This window comes from Rhodanobacter umsongensis, from assembly GCF_042654965.1.
Taxonomy (GTDB): domain Bacteria; phylum Pseudomonadota; class Gammaproteobacteria; order Xanthomonadales; family Rhodanobacteraceae; genus Rhodanobacter; species Rhodanobacter umsongensis.
The window spans coordinates 809010-825308 of the sequence record NZ_JBHSMK010000009.1; the positions used below are offsets into that span (position 1 = coordinate 809010).

Sequence of the window (16299 nt, forward strand, 5' to 3'; positions counted from 1 at the left end):
CTCTCTCAGCGGTTGCATCATGCAAGCATCACGCAACCAGCGAGACTGCCCCCTGTCTTGTACTTGTCTCAATCGGGCCATGATCTGGCCCGGCCGATGTCAACCTGGCAGCTTGAAATGCGCCACCGATCGCCGCAGGTCGCTCGCGAGCTGCGCCAGCGTACCGATCGAGTCGGCCGTCTGGCTCGCACCTTGCGAGGTTTGCGAGGTAATTTCCTGAATTGCGTTCATCGAATGCGAGACATCCGTCGCTGCCGCCGACTGCTCGCGGGCCGCGGTAGAGATGTTCTGGATCAGCGCGGACAGATCGTGCGAAACGCGTTCGATATCGCCCAGCGCGCTGCCGGCGTCCTCGGCCAGGCGCGCACCTGCCACCACCTCGGCGGTGGTCTGCTCCATCGAGTTCACCGCTTCGTTGGTATCGGACTGAATCGTCTGCACCAGCGTCTCGATGCGCTTGGTCGCGCTGGTCGAGCGTTCGGCCAGTCGCTGCACTTCGTCCGCCACGACCGCGAAACCGCGGCCCGCCTCACCGGCAGAGGCCGCCTGGATCGCTGCGTTCAACGCCAGAATGTTGGTCTGCTCGGCAATGTCGTTGATCAGTTCGACGATCGAGCCGATCTCCTGCGAGGATTCGCCCAGGCGCTTGATTCGCTTGGAGGTCTCCTGGATCTGGTCGCGGATCGAGTCCATGCCCGAGATGGTTTCGCGCACCACCTCGGCGCCGTGGGACGCGATCTTCACCGAGCGCTCCGCCACGTCCGCCGACTCGGCGGAGTCCTTCGACACGATGTCCATCGAACTCACGATCTGGTTGATCGCCGAGGTCGCCGAACTGATCTGCTGCGCCTGTTGCTCCGCCGCGTTCGCCAGATGCCGCGCGGTGGTTTGGGTTTCCTGCGCCGACGACGACACCTGCTCGGAGGTCTCGTTGATGGTGGTAACCAGTGAACGCAGCTCGTCGATGGCGTAATTCACCGAGTCGGCGATGGCGCCGGTGATGTCTTCCGATACCGTGGTCTTGACCGTGAGATCGCCTTCGGCAAGCGAGCCCATCTCGTCCAGCAGGCGCATGATCGCCTCCTGGTTGCGCTGGTTCAGCTCGGTACTGCTGGCGAACCGCTTGCGCTGATCGCGCACCAGCGTGATGACCAGCAACAGGGCGAAGGCTACCGCGGCGATCGCGCCGAGCAGGCCCCACCAGACATTCGGGAACAACCGGCGCAGCGGCAGCTTGCCGATCTGCTCGGACAGATCGTTTGCGCGCAGCAGCACCGTCTGCGAATCCAGCGAGGCCTGGTTGCCGGCGTGCTTCACGTCGGCCAGATTGCCCGCGGCGGACACCAGCTTGGCAACCGGATCGGCCAGCGTGGTCCAGCTGGCATCCATGTCGGTGAGTATCTTGCGCGCATTGGCATCGCCGATCGGCTTCACGCCGCTGTCGGCGTTGCCGGTGATCAGCCCCTTCAGCACGCTGCCGTACAACTGCGCATCGCGGGACAGGCCATCGGCTGCCGACTGGGCGTTGTCGCCACCCTGCAGCACTTCCTGCACGCGACGGATGATGCGGTCGGCGGACAGCATCTGGCGGGACGTGCCCAGCATCTGTTCGGAGCTGCCGTTGCGCTGCTGCAGGATGTTGACCACCTGCTCCATGCTCGAGTTGAGCAGGGGCATCTGCTGCGACAACGTACTGGCGCGCTGTCCGGAATCGACCACGACGGCCTTGTTGGACAGGATCTTGCCGATGTCGGCGTCCAGCTGCTTCCAGGAGGCGTCGAGCGCGCTTACCGCGCGGCCGGCGGGCGTCGCGCTGTTGTCCGCATAGGGCTGCATGCCGCTCTTCGGGTCACCCTTGTTCAGCCGCTGCACCGCCGAATCGATGCTGTTGCGGGTGCTTTCGAGTTCCTTGAAGGAGTCGGTATTGCCGTCCGCCGACTCCAGCGCGAATTTCGCCGTCTGCTGCGACAGCACCTGGATCTGCGTGGTCAGCGCAATCGCCTGGCGATCCTCACCGTTCTTCTGGTTGAGCAGGAAAAAGTCCAGTGCCGCGAAGCCGATCGCAATCAGCAGCAGGACAATGAGTGCGGTGTAACCGCGTTCCCTGCTGACGCCCCCTGTAGTGCTCATGTTCACCTCATCGTCTAACTAAGTACGTTACCGGCTGCACATCCATCGGACGCGAGTACTGGCCAGGGAATTGCTGTTACACGCTTACGACCTCAACCGGCGCCCGCCCTCTCCTGGCAGCCTGACCGAGTCAGGCTGCGGCGTGCCGGAAATCCGGTGCACGCACCAGTCGATTCATGCTGAAAATAGCCAATTGCTGCTCACCTACCCTGCTCTCGACAAACCGGGTGAGCCGCGCGTCGTCTTCGCGTCCGGCCTCGCGGCGCTGCTCCTCGTCCACGGTGCGCTGGCCGAACACCTCATCCACCAGCAACGCCACGTTGCCGCCGCCCTGGCGCACCACCAGCAGCCGGGTCCGGTCGGTATGCTGCGTGCGCTCGCCGAACAGATAGCGCGCAAAATCGATTACCGGAACCAGATTGCCGCGCACGTTGGCCACGCCGAGCAGCCAAGGCTGGGTGCCGGGCACCGGAGTCAGCAGGGGCACCGCCAGCAGCTCGTTGATCTCGTCGATGCCGCTGACGAGCAGGCGCGAGCCCACCCGAAAACCGATGCCGCGCCACAGTCCCGGGGCCTCCAGCTTGTTTTGCGTATCGGACGCGTGAGCCAGCGACAACCGCTCGTAGCGCGCCAGAATTTCGAAAGGAGTGCGGTTGACGGACTGGTTCATGTCTTGCTCGGCAACAAATCATTGATGCAGGCCAGCAGCTCCTTCTCGTTCACCGGCTTGGTGATGAACGCCCGGGCCCCCTGGCGCAAACCCCATACGCGGTCGGTTTCCATGGACTTGGTGGTGATCATCACGATCGGCACCACCGCCGTGGCGGGATCGCGGGTAAGCGTGCGGGTCGCCTGGAAACCATTCATGCCGGGCATGATGACGTCCATGATGACAAGGTCGGGCAGCTCGGCGCGGACGCGCTCGATGCCCTCTTCAGCGGTGCTGACAGCGACAACCTGATGGCCTGCCCGTTCAAGCAGCGTGGTGAACACGCGCACGTCGGTCGGCGAGTCGTCGATGATGAGAATAGTGGCCACAGGTCCCCCTCAGAATCTGCAGTCAGTGGCTCGATACCGTACTGACGTGGCGATGGATGGCACCAAGCAGCTCATCCCGCGTGAACGGCTTGGTCAGATACTGCTCGGCACCGACGATGCGGCCGCGCGCCTTGTCGAACAGGCCATCCTTCGAACTCAGCATGATCACCGGCGTGGCGCGGAACTGGGGATTGTTCTTGATCAGTGCGCAGGTCTGATAGCCATCCAGCCGCGGCATCATGATATCGACGAAGATGATGGCGGGCTTCTGGTCCGATATCTTGGCCAGCGCCTCGAATCCATCGACGGCGGTCAACACCTCGCACCCCTCTTTCTTCAGCAGGGTTTCCGCGGTCCGGCGGATGGTCTTGGAATCATCGATCACCATGACCTTCAGACCAGCCAAATCGTTAGCGCTCACGTTCAAATTCACTTACTCCCCCTGCGGCCCGCCCCGAGCTCAGGATAGGCACCAAGACATGCAACAGCCATGCCGCATAGTGCGCATGTAAAAAAACATCGAGATCCAGCCATCCACACCCGCTCTGCGGCAGGCATCCATGGTTTTGTTGTGTACTGCCTGCCCGCCGAGACTGTCAAGCGATAATCGCCGGGGCTGCCTGCCGTCCGCACAACATGACCCATATTGGCACCAACTGGCCACTGGCGACAGCATGGATCGTGCAAATTGCCGACCGCGATGGGGCTCGGCAGCCAAGCGCTTTAGTATAGCGATCTGACGATTCACGCCAGCCTGGACCGATGCACGGACCAGACCACCAACGGAGAACCACGATGACCCTTTCGGTCGGCGTGCTGATGGATCCCATCGGCGCGATCAAGATGGCCAAGGACACCAGCTTTGCGATGCTGCTGGAGGCGCAACGCCGGGGCCACTCGGTGCATTACTTCGAGCAGGGCGACCTGGCGATCCGCGACAGCGCCCCTTGGGCGCGGATGGCCACGCTGAGTCTGAGCGAAGACCCGCAGCGCTGGTACGCGCTGGGAGCGCCGCATTGGCGCAACCTGGGCGAACTGGACGTGATCCTGATGCGCAAGGATCCCCCGGTCAACGCGCAATTCATCTACGACACCATGGTGCTGGAAGCCGCCCAGCGCCTCGGCGTGAAAGTGATCAACGATCCTCGCTCGCTGCGCGACTGCAACGAGAAGCTGTTCACCTTGTCGTTCCCCCAATGCATCGTGCCCACCCTGCTGGCCCGCGATGCCGGCGAGCTTCGTCGTTTTGTCCTCGAGCATGGCGAGGTGGTGTTGAAACCGCTGGATGGCATGGGCGGGCGCGGCATCTTCCGGGTCAGGGCCGGCGACACCAACCTCAATTCGATGCTCGAAACCCTGCTGGCCGGGGATACTCACGGGGAAGGACGGCAACTGGTGGTTGCCCAGAAGTTCATCCCGGAGATCACGGCGGGCGACAAACGCATCCTGGTGATCGACGGGGAACCCGTACCCTATGCGCTGGCGCGCATTCCGCAGGGCGACGAGTTCCGCGGCAACCTGGCCGCCGGTGGCCGCGGGGAAGGCGTGCCGCTGTCCGATCGCGATCGCTGGATCGTGGCGCAGGTGGCGCCCGAACTGCGCCGCCGCGGGTTGGCGTTCGTGGGGCTGGACGTGATCGGCGACTACCTGACCGAGATCAACGTCACATCCCCGACCTGCGTGCGCGAGCTGGATGCGCAGTTCGGGATTAACATTGCCGGCCAGCTGTTCGACGTCATCGAGCAGCACGTCATTGGAAAGCGCATCGCGTGAGCACCACGGCCACTGTTGCCTCCGCACCGAACCCCATCGGTGCAACCTTGCTGTTCTCGCTGCTTCTGCACGGCGTGTTGCTGCTGGGCATTACCTTCCAATTCGCGAAATCCACGCCCAGCCTGCCCACGCTGGACGTGACCCTGGTCAACGTAGCCAACCAGGAGGCACCGGACAAGGCGGATTTCCTGGCCCAGGCCAACAACAGCGGCGGCGGCCAGAGCGACCGTGCCGCGCGGCCGTCGCAGATGTTCTCCGGCGCGCTGCCGAAGCCCGATCCGGGCATCGCCGCGCAACCGGTCGATGCGGCCACGCCGCAACCGCACGAGGCCACCCCGACGCGGATGGTCACCACCCGCGGCACCAGCGATTTCACCGTGTCCAGCGATACCGCGCAGCCGGAAGTCGATCCGCAGGATCGTCCCCCGACCGCCGCCGAGTTGAAGCGTCAGCAGGCGATCGCCCAGCTGGCGGCCGAATTGCGCCAGCAGACCGAAGCCTTGGCCAAGCGACCGAAGAAGAAATTCATCTCGGCCAATACCCGGGAATACGTCTACGCCAGCTACATGCGCGGTTGGTCGGACCGGGTGCAGCGGATCGGCAATCTCAATTACCCGGACGAGGCGCGCCGGCGCCGGCTGTACGGCGATCTGCTGCTTACCGTCGGGCTGAATCGCGACGGCAGCATCAAGAACATCACGATCATCAAGAGCTCCGGGCATCCGTTGCTGGACGCCGCCGGCGAACGCATCGTGCGGCTCGCCGCGCCTTTCCCGCCCCTGCCGAAAGACAGCAATGTGGACGAGCTCTACATCACCCGCACCTGGCAATTTCTGCCCGGCGACGTATTGCGCAACAAATAGCCAGCGGCCCGGCACCCGCCGGGCTTACAATGGGCCATGGTCACCATCGCGCCGAACACCCTCACCGGGCATTTCCTGATCGCCATGCCCAACCTGGCCGAACCGCCGTTCTCGCGCGGTGTGGCGTTACTGTGCCAGCACGATGAGGACGGTGCGGTTGGCCTGCTGGTGAATCAACTGTCCGAGTATCGGCTCGGGGATGTACTGGCCCAGATGAAGCTCGAATGCATGGACAGCGAGCTGGCCGATGCGCCGGTATTGATCGGCGGCCCGGTGCAGCAGGAACGCGGTTTCGTGCTGCATCACGAACCCGGTGACTGGGAATCCAGTTACCGCATCAATCCCGACTGGTCGGTCACCACCTCGCGCGACATCCTGGTGGCGATGGCCGCTGGCGAAGGACCGCGCCAGGCCGTCATGGTGCTCGGCTACGCTGGCTGGGGAGCGGGCCAGCTGGAGCAGGAGCTGATGGCGAACGCGTGGCTCACCACCGAGGCCTGCGGCCGGGTGGTGTTCGACACGCCGCTGGAAGAGCGCTGGGGTGCGGCCGCCGGCTTGGTCGGGGTCGACCCGCGCCAGTTGTCCGGTTACGCGGGCCACGCATGAGCTACGCGTTCGGCTTCGATGTCGGCAGCCGGCTTACCGGCGTGGCGATCGGCAACACCTTCACCGCCGATGCGAGGGCCTTGGCCACCGTCACCGTCAGCGACGACAGCCCGGACTGGAACCGGCTCGATGCCTTGCACCAGGAGTGGCGGCCCGACACCCTGGTGGTCGGCCTGCCATTGACGCTCGATGGCGCCGAGCAGCCCGCCAGCCTCCGCGCCCGCCGTTTTGCCGCCCAGCTGCAACAGCGCTACAGCTTGCCGGTGATCCTCGTCGATGAGCGCCACAGCTCGCAGGAAGCCGCGCAGCGATTTGCCGGCGCCCGCGCCGCCGGCCTCAAGCGCCGCCGCGATGCAGCCCGCATCGATGCCGAAGCTGCCGCCGTCATTCTCGAACGCTGGCTGATCGGCGCTGCCTTGCCTTCAGGCGACGCGGGACACTGAAAAGCGCTCCTCTTTCCCCATCTTCAGACTTGCTGCCATGAGCCCTCGCCTGCGCCATCTGACCACCCTGGAAAACCTCCCGCGCGAGACGATCGAGCGCCTGCTCGATCGCGCCGAGGCGCTGCGCGACGCCTGCGCGCACGGCACGCGCAAGCTCGACATATTGGCCGGACGCACCGTGCTGAACCTGTTTTTCGAACCCTCCACGCGCACGCGCACCTCGTTCGAACTCGCCGCCCGGCGGCTGGGTGCGGACGTGATCAACTTCGATATCGGCCTGTCGTCCACGAGCAAGGGCGAGGAGCTGTTCGACACGCTGCACACGCTGGAAGCGATGCACCTCGACGCGATCGTCGTGCGCCACAAGCAATCGGGCACGCCGGACGAGCTGGTGCGCCACGCGATGAGCGGCGTATCGGTGATCAACGCCGGCGACGGCAACCGTGCGCATCCCACCCAGGGTCTGCTGGATGCGCTCACCATCCGCCAGCACCGGCCCGATTTCGAGAACCTCAGCGTGGTGATCTGCGGCGACATCAAGCATTCACGGGTGGCGCGTTCGGACATCAACGCGCTGAGCACGCTCGGCGTCCGGGAAATCCGGCTCTGTGGGCCGGCCGAACTGATGCCGACGGCCGAGGAGATGCCGCAGGGCCGCCGCTGCAGCGATTTCGACCAGGCCATCGAAGGTGCCGACGCCGTCATCATGCTGCGCCTGCAAAAAGAGCGCATGGCCTCCATCGACCTGCCCGACGAGGCGGCGTACTTCAACCACTACGGACTCGATCGGCGCCGCCTCGCGCTTGCCGCCAAGGGCTGCCTGGTGATGCATCCGGGGCCGATCAACCGCGGTATCGAGATCGCCACCGACGTGGCCGACGGCGCGCAGTCGCGCATTCTCGAGCAGGTCGGCAACGGCGTGTTCGTGCGCATGGCCGTGCTCAACGAAGTACTAGCCCGCTGAGCCAGCAGCGATAGCCAGCCTGCGCTGCCAGGCCGCGCCGGCCGGCGTCTCCGGGCAACGTCGCCACGCGCAAGCGGGCATAATACCCGCGTACCATCCATCATTTCTGGGGACCACCATGCGATCGACAACGCGATACATCGCGCTGGGCTTCGCCGGCGTCATGCTGGCGGCCTGCGGGCACAAGGACAAGGACGCACCGCTGGCTTTCGTACCGGCGGACACGCCTTACGTCGTAGCCAATCTCGACATCATGGACGACAGCACCCGCTCGGCCTTGCTCGCCCAGGCCGACGCCCAGCTGCCGTCCAATCTGGCCCAGCTCGATTCCGCCGCCGACCGGCTGGCTGCAAAGGACCCCGACGGGGCCCGCCTGCTACGCGCCTTGCGCGCCGAGTTCAACGGCAAGACCGTCGAGGCCTTCGCCCGGGGCGTCGGGCTGGACCTCAAGGGCTACTCCGCGCTTTACGGCCTGGGTCTGGCGCCGGTCCTGCGCTTCCAGCTGAGCGACCCCAGGGCCTTCGAGGGTTTCATCGGCCGGCTGGAAACCGCATACGGCAAGAAGCTCGATCTCGCCAACGCGGACAAGCAGAGCTATCGCAAGTACGTCTTCGCCGCTTCGGGCACGGAAATGATCCTGGCCATGGTCGACAAGCAGGCCGTGGCGGCATTGCTCCCGGCCGACGCGTCACCGGCCCTGCTGCGCCAAGCACTGGGCCTGGATCGACCGCAGAAAAACCTGCAGGACGACGGTCGCCTGGCCACGCTGGCCAAGGCCAAGGGTTATCAGAAATGGCTGGTTGGCGACCTCGATCTGACCCGCGCCCTGCCCTTGGCTGTGAGCGGCAGGGATCCGCTGATCGGCGCGATCCAGAAGGCCCATGCCGAGGCCGAGTCCGCCAAGACCGGCGAGCCGGTGGCCAATCAACTTCAATCCTCGCCGAGTTGCGCAACCGACGCTGCGCGCATCGCCGCGCGCGTACCGATGCTGAGCTTCGGCTACACCCAGCTCGATGCAAAACACCAGGACGTGCGTTTCGATGTGGCGCTGGCCGCGGACATCAGCAAGGCGTTTGCCAGCCTCAAGGTGGAGCTGCCTGGCCTGGGCCGCAGCGGCGCCGCACCGTTCGACCTGAGCCTGGCCGTGCCGGTGGCGCAGTTGCGCACGTTCTGGCTGGCGCAGGCCGATGCCGTGGCCGCTGCGCCGTTCACCTGCCCCAGCCTGACCGATCTCAATGACGGTTTCGCCAAGCTCGGCCCGGCCATGCAGAAGGCAGCGATCCCCCCGTTTGGCGACATGCTCGGCCTGCGCATCGCGCTCGATTCGCTGGGGCCCGGCCAGAACCCCAGCATGCCGACCTTCAGTGGCCGCCTCGTGCTGGGTACCAGCAACCCCGCCGGCCTGCTCGCGATGGGTCAGATGATGGTGCCTGCGCTGACCCAGCTGAAGCCCGCCAACGACGGCAAGCCGGTACCGCTGCCCAAGGACATGACCAGCATGCTGGGACAGCCGGGATGGCTTGCCATGAGCGACAAGGCACTTGCGCTCGGCGTGGGTGCGGGCGAAGACGGCAAGCTTGCCGATACGCTGAAGGATCCCATCGGCGATGCCGGCCAGATGACCCGCATGCATCTGACCGGCGCGATGTACCTGGGCTGGCTGCAGCTGGTGGAACAAAAGGTCGACAGCCTGGCTGCCGCAACCGCCGCGATCAGCAAGAGCGATGAGCCGTCGATCGACAGCGTCGATGGCGACGACCACGGCGCCCAGGCCGCCGCCGATGCCGCGCGCTCGAAAGCGCAATTCGCCGCGATGAAGTCCCAGGCCGAACGCGTCGAGAGCATCGACGCCGAAATGCACGTGGACGAAGCCGGCGCCGTGATCAGCAGTCACACTGTCCTGAAGTAAAGAACCGCGATCACAAGAACCGGGGCGCCGCAGCGTCCCGGTTTTTTCATGCGCGCAATTCGACACGCGAGAACGTCAAGGCAACATCGCCGTGACCTCGCCTTCGCCTTGGTAATCGCGGGCTGAACCGGCGCAGCCACCACCACCTGCCGTTCACGGCGCGGCTGTTGCCATGACTACGGAGGCTGGCGGCGCCAATGGCCGCCACCGCCGAAAGACCTCATCCAGCAAGGAGATTGTCATGCGTACTCGTTCAATCCTTCGCAACAGCACGTTTGCCGCCGGCCTTGCGCTTGCTTTCGCCGCCGTGCCGCTGAGCCAGGCCATGGCGCACGATGCCAGCCCGCCGATGCAGAAATCGGCCGACAACCAGACCGTGCCCGACAAGGCGGCCGATGCGTGGATCACCACCAAGGTGAAATCCGAATTCGGCACCACCAAGGGTGTCTCGGCCAACGATATCTCGGTATCCACCAGCGATGGCGTGGTGACTCTCACCGGCACCGTATCCACCCAGGACGAAAAGATGCGGGCGCAGCGCGTCGCCCAACTCGTCAAGGGCGTGAAAAGCGTCGATATCAGCGGCCTGACGGTTGGCGGCACGCCGCCCGCCGAGAAATAGCAACTGGCCATAAACCAAATGAAGAAGGCGCCCCTCGGGCGCCTTCTTCATTTAGGCTTGCGACGGAACGCCTCAGCGATTCAGCAGATTGCTGCCGCCGAAATTCTGCGTGTCGCGGGTTTCCTCCAGCTCCACGCCGTCCAGGCCCTGCGACAAGGTGTGCGCATCGCCGCCCTGCGCCAGCTTGATGCGCAGGCGCACCTCGTTGGAACTGTCGGCATGGCGCAGCGCATCCTCGTAGCTGATCTCGCCAGCGTGATACAGCTCGACCAGGCTCTGGTCGAAGGTCTTCATGCCGAGCAGGGTGGATTCCTTCATCAGCTCCTTCAGCTTGTGGATCTCGCCCTGACGGATGTAATCCTGCGCCAGTGGCGTACCCAGCAACACTTCCACCGCGACCCGCCGCGCCTTGCCATCGGGCGTGGGGATCAGCATCTGCGCCACGATGCCCTTCAGGTTCAGCGACAGATCCATAAGAAGTTGCTGGCGACGGTCCTCCGGGAAGAAATGCAGGATGCGGTCCATCGCCTGGTTCGCATTGTTCGCGTGCAGGGTGCACAGCACAAGATGGCCGGTTTCGGCAAACGCGATCGCGTGGTCCATGCCCTCACGCGTGCGCACCTCGCCGATCATGATCACATCGGGCGCCTGGCGCAGCGTGTTCTTCAGCGCATTGTCCCAGCTGTCGGTATCGATGCCGACTTCGCGCTGGGTGATGATGCAACCCTCGTGCTTGTGCACGTACTCGATCGGGTCCTCGATCGTGATGATGTGGCCGGTCGAGTTGAGGTTGCGATAGCCGACCATCGCCGCCAGCGAGGTCGATTTGCCCGAACCGGTGGCACCCACGAACACGATGATGCCGCGCTTGGTCATCGCCAGCTGCTTGATCACCGGCGGCAGGTTGAGCTCCTCCGGCGTCGGAATCTTCGACTCGATCCGGCGCAGCACCATGCCGACGCAATTGCGCTGGTAGAAGCAAGACACGCGGAAACGGCCCACGCCCTGCGCGGAGATCGCGAACTGGCACTCGTGGGTCTTCTCGAATTCCTCGCGCTGGCCCGGCGTCATCACGTTGAGCACCATGTCGCGCGACTGCTGCACGCTGAGCGGGCTCTGCGTGATCGGCACGATCCGGCCCTGCACCTTCATCGAAGGGGCGACGCCCGCCGTGATGAACAGGTCGGAGGCCTTCTTGTGCACCATCAGTTTCAGGAATGAGGTGAAATCAAAGTCGCTCATGGCGGTACCTCAGGGATTTGGGATGCGGAATTCGGGATTCGTCAACACTGACACCGGAGTCCGGGCTTTGCCGCTCGCCGAGCCCGACTCCCGCTTCCCGAATCCCGGCGTCACTTGAAGCTGTCCTTGTTCTTGGCGTAGGTGGACGCCTGCTGGCGCGTCACCAGGCCGCGCTTGACCAGATCCTGCAGGCACTGGTCCAGCGTCTGCATGCCGAACTGCTGGCCGGTCTGGATCGACGAATACATCTGCGCCACCTTGTCCTCGCGGATCAGGTTGCGGATCGCCGGGATGCCGACCATGATCTCGTGCGCCGCGATGCGCCCGCCGCCGACCTTCTTCAGCAGCGACTGCGAGATCACCGCGCGCAGGCTTTCGGAAAGCATCGAGCGCACCATCGGCTTCTCGCCGGCGGGGAACACGTCGATGATGCGGTCGATCGTCTTCGCCGCCGAGCTGGTATGCACGGTGGCGAACACCAGATGGCCGGTTTCCGCCGCCGTCAGCGCCAGGCGGATGGTCTCCAGGTCGCGCAACTCGCCGACCAGGATGTAGTCGGGATCCTCGCGCAGCGCCGAACGCAGCGCCTCGTTGAAGCCGAGCGTATCGCGGTGGATCTCGCGCTGGTTGACCAGGCACTTCTGCGAGGTGTGCACGAACTCGATCGGGTCCTCGATCGTGAGCATGTGCCCGTATTCGTTCTTGTTGATGTGGTCGACCATCGCCGCCAGCGTGGTCGACTTGCCCGAGCCGGTCGGGCCGGTCACCAGGATCAGGCCCTGCGGCTGCTCGATCAGCTCCTTGAAGATGCGCGGGCAACCAAGGTCTTCCAGGGTCAGCACCTCGGACGGAATGGTGCGGAACACCGCACCGGCGCCGCGGTTCTGGTTGAACGCGTTGACGCGGAAACGCGCCAGCCCGGGGATCTCGAACGAGAAGTCGGTTTCGTAGAACTCCTCGTAGTCGCGCCGCTGCTTGTCCGACATGATGTCGTAGATCAGCGAATGCACCTGCTTGTGTTCAAGCGCGGGAATGTTGATGCGGCGAACGTCGCCGTCAACGCGGATCATCGGCGGCAGCCCGGCGGACAAATGCAAGTCCGAGGCCTTGTTCTTCACCGAGAAAGCAAGCAGTTCGGCAATGTCCATCTTGTCGTTCCCCTCAACCGATCGTCTGGATGGCATGAATTCGAGAGCCACGCAGGAAACCGGTGACATTCGTCGGCGTGGTGTGCCACCGCGCGTGACGCACGCGCCACGACTACCTGAACGAACGATCCGAGCCCCCTTGCAGCCGCGTCGATACTACTCGCGCAAGCGGCTGTGCGGCCAGTGTTTCCACACGGCGGCGCGCAAATTGTCGACCCGGTTTGGGTACGCCCGCCAAAACGGTCCTTGGGGCCCGCGCCGGCATGCCTGCCCTCCGATCCGCGAGGTGCCTTCGCAGATCGAGAAACTGCTTCACCACGGCGCCTGCTCCGGTAAGGTAGGCAGTCTGGATGGCTTGAGGAACCCTGAATGACACGACTTGCCTTCATCGGCGGCGGCAACATGGCGCGCAGCCTGATCGGCGGCTTGCTGAAAACCGGCGTCGCCCCCGCCACCATCAGCGTGGCCGAGCCGCTGGCCCAAGCCAGGCAACTGCTGGGCAGCGAATTCGGCATCGCCTGTTATGCCGAGAGCCGCCTCGCCGCCGCCGAGGCGGAAGTCATCCTGCTCGCGGTAAAGCCACAGATCATGCCGGCGATCCAGCTGGAACTGCGCGACACCCTGCAGCGCCATCGCCCGCTGCTGATCTCGATCGCCGCCGGCGTGCGGCTCGACCAGCTGGAACGCTGGTTCGGCAGCGGCCTGCCGATCGTGCGCTGCATGCCCAACACTCCGGCTCTGATCGGTGCCGGCGCCACCGGCCTGTGCGCGAACAACCGGGTAAGCCCGTCGCAGAAGGCGCAAGCGCAGCACATCCTGGACGCTGCCGGCATCACCCGCTGGGTCGACGACGAAGCGCTGATGGATACCGTCACCGCCGTCTCCGGTTCCGGGCCGGCGTACTTCTTCGCCCTGGTCGAAGCCCTGGAAGCCGCCGCCGTCGCCCAGGGCCTGCCGCGCGCCACCGCCCGCGCGCTTGCCGCGCAAACCTGCCTCGGTGCGGGGCGCATGCTGGTCGAAAGCGGCGAGGATCCCGCCGTTCTGCGCCAGCGCGTCACCTCGCCCCATGGCACCACCCAGGCCGCACTGGAAAGCTTCCATGCCGACGAGCTGCCACGCATCGTCGCCCGTGCCGTCGCCGCCGCCACCCGGCGCGGCGTGGAACTCGCCGCCGAACTGGATAACGTCTCGTGAGCTACCTTCTGAATGCGCTGTCCATGCTGATCGAGCTGGCGTTCGACGCCGTCGTCACGCTGCTGTTGCTGCGCGTGCTGGCCGAAGCCTGCCGCGCGGATTTCAACAACCCGCTCAGCCAGTTCGTCTATCGCTACACCAACCCCGTGCTCGCACCGATCCGTCGCGTGTTGCCGAACTGGCGCCGGATCAATCTGGCCGCGCTGCTGCTGGCGTGGGTGGCGATGCTGGTCAAGCGCCTGTTGCTGTTCGCCCTGCTCGGCGTGATGCCGCATCCGGCCGGCGCCGTGGTGCTGGCGCTGGCCGAGCTGCTCGACTTCGTGCTGCTGTTCTACCTGATCCTGATTTTCGGCTGGTCACTGCTGAGCATGTTCGCCGTCGATCGTCGCCATCCGCTGCTGCGGCTGGCCGGCAGCATCGTCGCCCCGCTGTTGCGCCCGCTGCACGGCAAGCTCATCGCCGGCAACATCGACTTCGCACCGATGGCCGTGATGATCGTGCTGCTGCTGGCCCGCCTGCTGATCGCCGCCCCGCTGCTCGATCTGGGCGCCCGCCTGGCCATGGTCGGCTGAGGGTCCCTCGCGACCCGGCCAACCCGCCCCGCGTGCCGTGCGGCGGCGGGCCGGCGCACGTGTCGTATCCTTCTGCCGATACATGGAAGGCCCCTTGCCGCAGGGCTGGAACGAGATCAAGGATCGTGCGCCGCGTTTCTCGCGCCAGTGGCATCACACTGGCCGATCCTGCGCGATCCACTGATCATCCTTCGCTCGGATGCCTCCCGTTGGAGTCGCAGAGGCGATTGCGGCTTTCGCGCCGATGGTGGCCAGGCGCGCGGCCGACAACCTACGACGCCGTCCCGCCCACCGTCATCGAGTCGATCTTCAGCGTCGGCTGGCCTACGCCGACCGGCACGCTCTGCCCGTCCTTGCCGCACACGCCCACGCCTTCGTCCAGCGCCAGATCGTTGCCGATCATCGACACGCGATGGAGCACGTCCGGGCCCGAACCGATCAGCGTGGCCCCCTTCACCGGCTGCGTGATCTTGCCATCCTCGATCAGATACGCCTCGCTCGCGGAAAAGGTGAACTTGCCGTTGGTGATGTCGACCTGGCCGCCGCCGAAGTTCGGCGCGTACAGGCCCTTCTTCACCGAGCGGATGATCTCGGCCGGGTCGCACGAACCGGCCAGCATGTAGGTATTGGTCATGCGCGGCATCGGCAGCGTGGTGAACGACTCGCGGCGACCGTTGCCGGTGGGCGCCATGCCCATCAGGCGCGCGTTGAGCTTGTCCTGCATATAGCCTTTTAGGATGCCATCCTCGATCAGGGTGGTGCACTCGGTCGGTGTGCCTTCGTCGTCGATGCTGAGCGAACCGCGACGACCGGCCAGCGTACCGTCGTCGACGATGGTGACGCCCCTGGCGGCCACGCGCTGGCCGATGCGGCCGGAGAACGCAGAGCTGCCCTTGCGGTTGAAGTCGCCTTCGAGCCCGTGGCCGATCGCCTCGTGCAGCAGCACGCCCGGCCAACCAGGGCCGAGCACCACGGTCATGTTGCCTGCCGGTGCATCGACCGCATCCAGGTTCACCAGGGCCTGGCGCACGGCCTCATCGGCAAACGCCAGGGCGCGGCCGTTCTCCATCAATTCGCGATAGCCGTAGCGACCGCCGCCGCCGGAGTGGCCCTGCTCCCGCCGGCCGTTCTGCTCGGCGATCACCTGCACGCTGAGCCGCACGAGCGGGCGCACATCGGCGGCGAGCGTGCCGTCGGAGGCGGCGATGAGGATGGTGTCGATGGTGGCGGCGAGGCTGACGATGACCTGCTTGACGCGCGGGTCGCGCGCGCGGGCATACGCATCGACCTCGCGCAGCAGCGCGATCTTGTCGGGATTGGGCAGGCTTTCGACCGGATCGATCGCCGGATACAGCTGGCGCGCGCCGTTCAAGGCCAGCGGCTTGCCGGCGCCGTTGCCGTCGTGCGCGATCGCGCGGGCCGCCTTCGACGCTTCCAGCAGCTGCGGCAACACAATCTCGTCGGAATAGGCAAAGCCGGTCTTCTCGCCGGACATCGCACGCACGCCCACGCCTTGCTCGATCGAATGACTGCCGTCCTTGACGATGCCCTCTTCCAGCAGCCACGACTCGCTGCGCGAATGCTGGAAGTACAGGTCGGCGGCGTCGATCGACGGGCCCATCAGCTGGGTGAACACACGGTCGAGGTCGCCAGTGGCGATGCCGCCGGGAGACAACAGCTTGCTTTCGGCTAGCGCGATCAGGGAATCCATGGGCCTTCGTTTCTCGGTCGATCTTTGAACTATCCCACATGGGGCTGCTGCCGACTGCTTTAAAGCGCGGATTCGGCACGCTGG

The 16299-nt window shown here is 65.3% G+C and carries 16 protein-coding genes; 9 read left to right on the forward strand and 7 right to left on the reverse strand.

Annotated features, from left to right (window positions below; genetic code table 11):
- Positions 1-99: 99 nt before the first annotated feature.
- From ACFPME_RS16350 to pilG, 4 genes are all read right to left on the reverse strand, one after another.
- Positions 100-2130 (reverse strand): methyl-accepting chemotaxis protein, encoded by a 2031-nt coding sequence (locus ACFPME_RS16350; protein WP_377306739.1) that lies wholly within the window; start codon positions 2128-2130, stop codon positions 100-102.
- Between the two features lie 130 nt (positions 2131-2260).
- On the reverse strand, positions 2261-2800 hold the full coding sequence (locus tag ACFPME_RS16355; RefSeq protein ID WP_377306740.1) for a chemotaxis protein CheW: 540 nt from the start codon (positions 2798-2800) through the stop codon (positions 2261-2263).
- Positions 2797-3168 carry a response regulator gene (locus ACFPME_RS16360; protein ID WP_377306742.1) on the reverse strand — a complete coding sequence of 124 codons (372 nt, stop codon included), beginning with the start codon at positions 3166-3168 and terminating at the stop codon, positions 2797-2799. Before ACFPME_RS16360 ends, ACFPME_RS16355 begins: the two co-directional genes overlap by 4 nt.
- A 22-nt stretch (positions 3169-3190) precedes the next feature.
- Positions 3191-3556, reverse strand: a complete 366-nt coding sequence (pilG, locus tag ACFPME_RS16365) for a twitching motility response regulator PilG (protein WP_083573040.1) — start codon at positions 3554-3556, stop codon at positions 3191-3193.
- A 407-nt stretch (positions 3557-3963) separates the two neighbouring features.
- Between pilG and gshB the strand changes: the two genes are divergently transcribed.
- The 7 genes from gshB (at position 3964) to ACFPME_RS16400 (ending at position 10348) form a co-directional block, all read left to right on the forward strand.
- A complete protein-coding gene (gene gshB / locus ACFPME_RS16370) occupies positions 3964-4941 on the forward strand; it encodes a glutathione synthase (protein ID WP_377306743.1) in 978 nt (325 codons plus the stop codon).
- On the forward strand, positions 4938-5804 hold the full coding sequence (locus ACFPME_RS16375) for a TonB family protein (RefSeq protein WP_377306744.1): 867 nt from the start codon (positions 4938-4940) through the stop codon (positions 5802-5804). Before gshB ends, ACFPME_RS16375 begins: the two co-directional genes overlap by 4 nt.
- Before the next feature lie 36 nt (positions 5805-5840).
- Positions 5841-6410 carry a YqgE/AlgH family protein gene (locus ACFPME_RS16380; protein WP_377306746.1) on the forward strand — a complete coding sequence of 190 codons (570 nt, stop codon included), beginning with the start codon at positions 5841-5843 and terminating at the stop codon, positions 6408-6410.
- Complete coding sequence (gene ruvX, locus ACFPME_RS16385) at positions 6407-6853, forward strand: Holliday junction resolvase RuvX (protein WP_377306747.1); 447 nt, start codon at positions 6407-6409, stop codon at positions 6851-6853. The genes ACFPME_RS16380 and ruvX overlap by 4 nt, the downstream gene beginning before the upstream one ends.
- Before the next feature lie 37 nt (positions 6854-6890).
- Positions 6891-7817, forward strand: coding sequence for an aspartate carbamoyltransferase catalytic subunit (locus tag ACFPME_RS16390; protein WP_377306748.1), 927 nt, complete (start codon positions 6891-6893; stop codon positions 7815-7817).
- Between the two features lie 118 nt (positions 7818-7935).
- Entirely contained in the window at positions 7936-9726 is a 1791-nt protein-coding gene (locus ACFPME_RS16395) for a hypothetical protein (RefSeq protein WP_377306749.1), read from the forward strand.
- Between the two features lie 241 nt (positions 9727-9967).
- On the forward strand, positions 9968-10348 hold the full coding sequence (locus ACFPME_RS16400) for a BON domain-containing protein (protein WP_377306750.1): 381 nt from the start codon (positions 9968-9970) through the stop codon (positions 10346-10348).
- 72 nt (positions 10349-10420) lie between these two features.
- On the opposite strand, the gene ACFPME_RS16405 is transcribed toward ACFPME_RS16400, so the two are convergent.
- Positions 10421-11590, reverse strand: a complete 1170-nt coding sequence (locus ACFPME_RS16405) for a PilT/PilU family type 4a pilus ATPase (RefSeq protein WP_140652219.1) — start codon at positions 11588-11590, stop codon at positions 10421-10423.
- Between the two features lie 110 nt (positions 11591-11700).
- Positions 11701-12738: a type IV pilus twitching motility protein PilT gene (locus ACFPME_RS16410; RefSeq protein WP_377306751.1), complete on the reverse strand. Its 1038-nt coding sequence runs from the start codon at positions 12736-12738 to the stop codon at positions 11701-11703.
- A 369-nt stretch (positions 12739-13107) separates the two neighbouring features.
- Here ACFPME_RS16410 and proC point away from each other — a divergent pair, with 369 nt between their 5' ends.
- Positions 13108-13932 carry a pyrroline-5-carboxylate reductase gene (gene proC, locus ACFPME_RS16415; RefSeq protein WP_377306752.1) on the forward strand — a complete coding sequence of 275 codons (825 nt, stop codon included), beginning with the start codon at positions 13108-13110 and terminating at the stop codon, positions 13930-13932.
- A complete protein-coding gene (locus ACFPME_RS16420; RefSeq protein WP_377306753.1) occupies positions 13929-14504 on the forward strand; it encodes a YggT family protein in 576 nt (191 codons plus the stop codon). Before proC ends, ACFPME_RS16420 begins: the two co-directional genes overlap by 4 nt.
- 271 nt (positions 14505-14775) lie before the next feature.
- Here the strand turns inward: ACFPME_RS16420 and tldD are convergent, their stop codons facing one another.
- Entirely contained in the window at positions 14776-16215 is a 1440-nt protein-coding gene (gene tldD / locus ACFPME_RS16425; RefSeq protein ID WP_377306754.1) for a metalloprotease TldD, read from the reverse strand.
- Positions 16216-16299: the final 84 nt, after the last annotated feature.

Bases quoted from the DNA above. Each gene is read 5' to 3' on its own strand.
- proC (WP_377306752.1), top strand. From the start codon at position 13,108: ATGACACGACTTGCCTTCATCGGCGGCGGCAACATGGCGCGCAGCCTG.
- ACFPME_RS16400 (WP_377306750.1), top strand. From the start codon at position 9,968: ATGCGTACTCGTTCAATCCTTCGCAACAGCACGTTTGCCGCCGGCCTT.
- ACFPME_RS16390 (WP_377306748.1), top strand. From the start codon at position 6,891: ATGAGCCCTCGCCTGCGCCATCTGACCACCCTGGAAAACCTCCCGCGC.
- ACFPME_RS16405 (WP_140652219.1), bottom strand. From the start codon at position 11,590: ATGAGCGACTTTGATTTCACCTCATTCCTGAAACTGATGGTGCACAAG.
- ACFPME_RS16395 (WP_377306749.1), top strand. From the start codon at position 7,936: ATGCGATCGACAACGCGATACATCGCGCTGGGCTTCGCCGGCGTCATG.
- ACFPME_RS16355 (WP_377306740.1), bottom strand. From the start codon at position 2,800: ATGAACCAGTCCGTCAACCGCACTCCTTTCGAAATTCTGGCGCGCTAC.
- ACFPME_RS16380 (WP_377306746.1), top strand. From the start codon at position 5,841: ATGGTCACCATCGCGCCGAACACCCTCACCGGGCATTTCCTGATCGCC.
- ACFPME_RS16350 (WP_377306739.1), bottom strand. From the start codon at position 2,130: ATGAGCACTACAGGGGGCGTCAGCAGGGAACGCGGTTACACCGCACTC.
- gshB (WP_377306743.1), top strand. From the start codon at position 3,964: ATGACCCTTTCGGTCGGCGTGCTGATGGATCCCATCGGCGCGATCAAG.
- ruvX (WP_377306747.1), top strand. From the start codon at position 6,407: ATGAGCTACGCGTTCGGCTTCGATGTCGGCAGCCGGCTTACCGGCGTG.
- tldD (WP_377306754.1), bottom strand. From the start codon at position 16,215: ATGGATTCCCTGATCGCGCTAGCCGAAAGCAAGCTGTTGTCTCCCGGC.
- pilG (WP_083573040.1), bottom strand. From the start codon at position 3,556: ATGGTGATCGATGATTCCAAGACCATCCGCCGGACCGCGGAAACCCTG.
- ACFPME_RS16410 (WP_377306751.1), bottom strand. From the start codon at position 12,738: ATGGACATTGCCGAACTGCTTGCTTTCTCGGTGAAGAACAAGGCCTCG.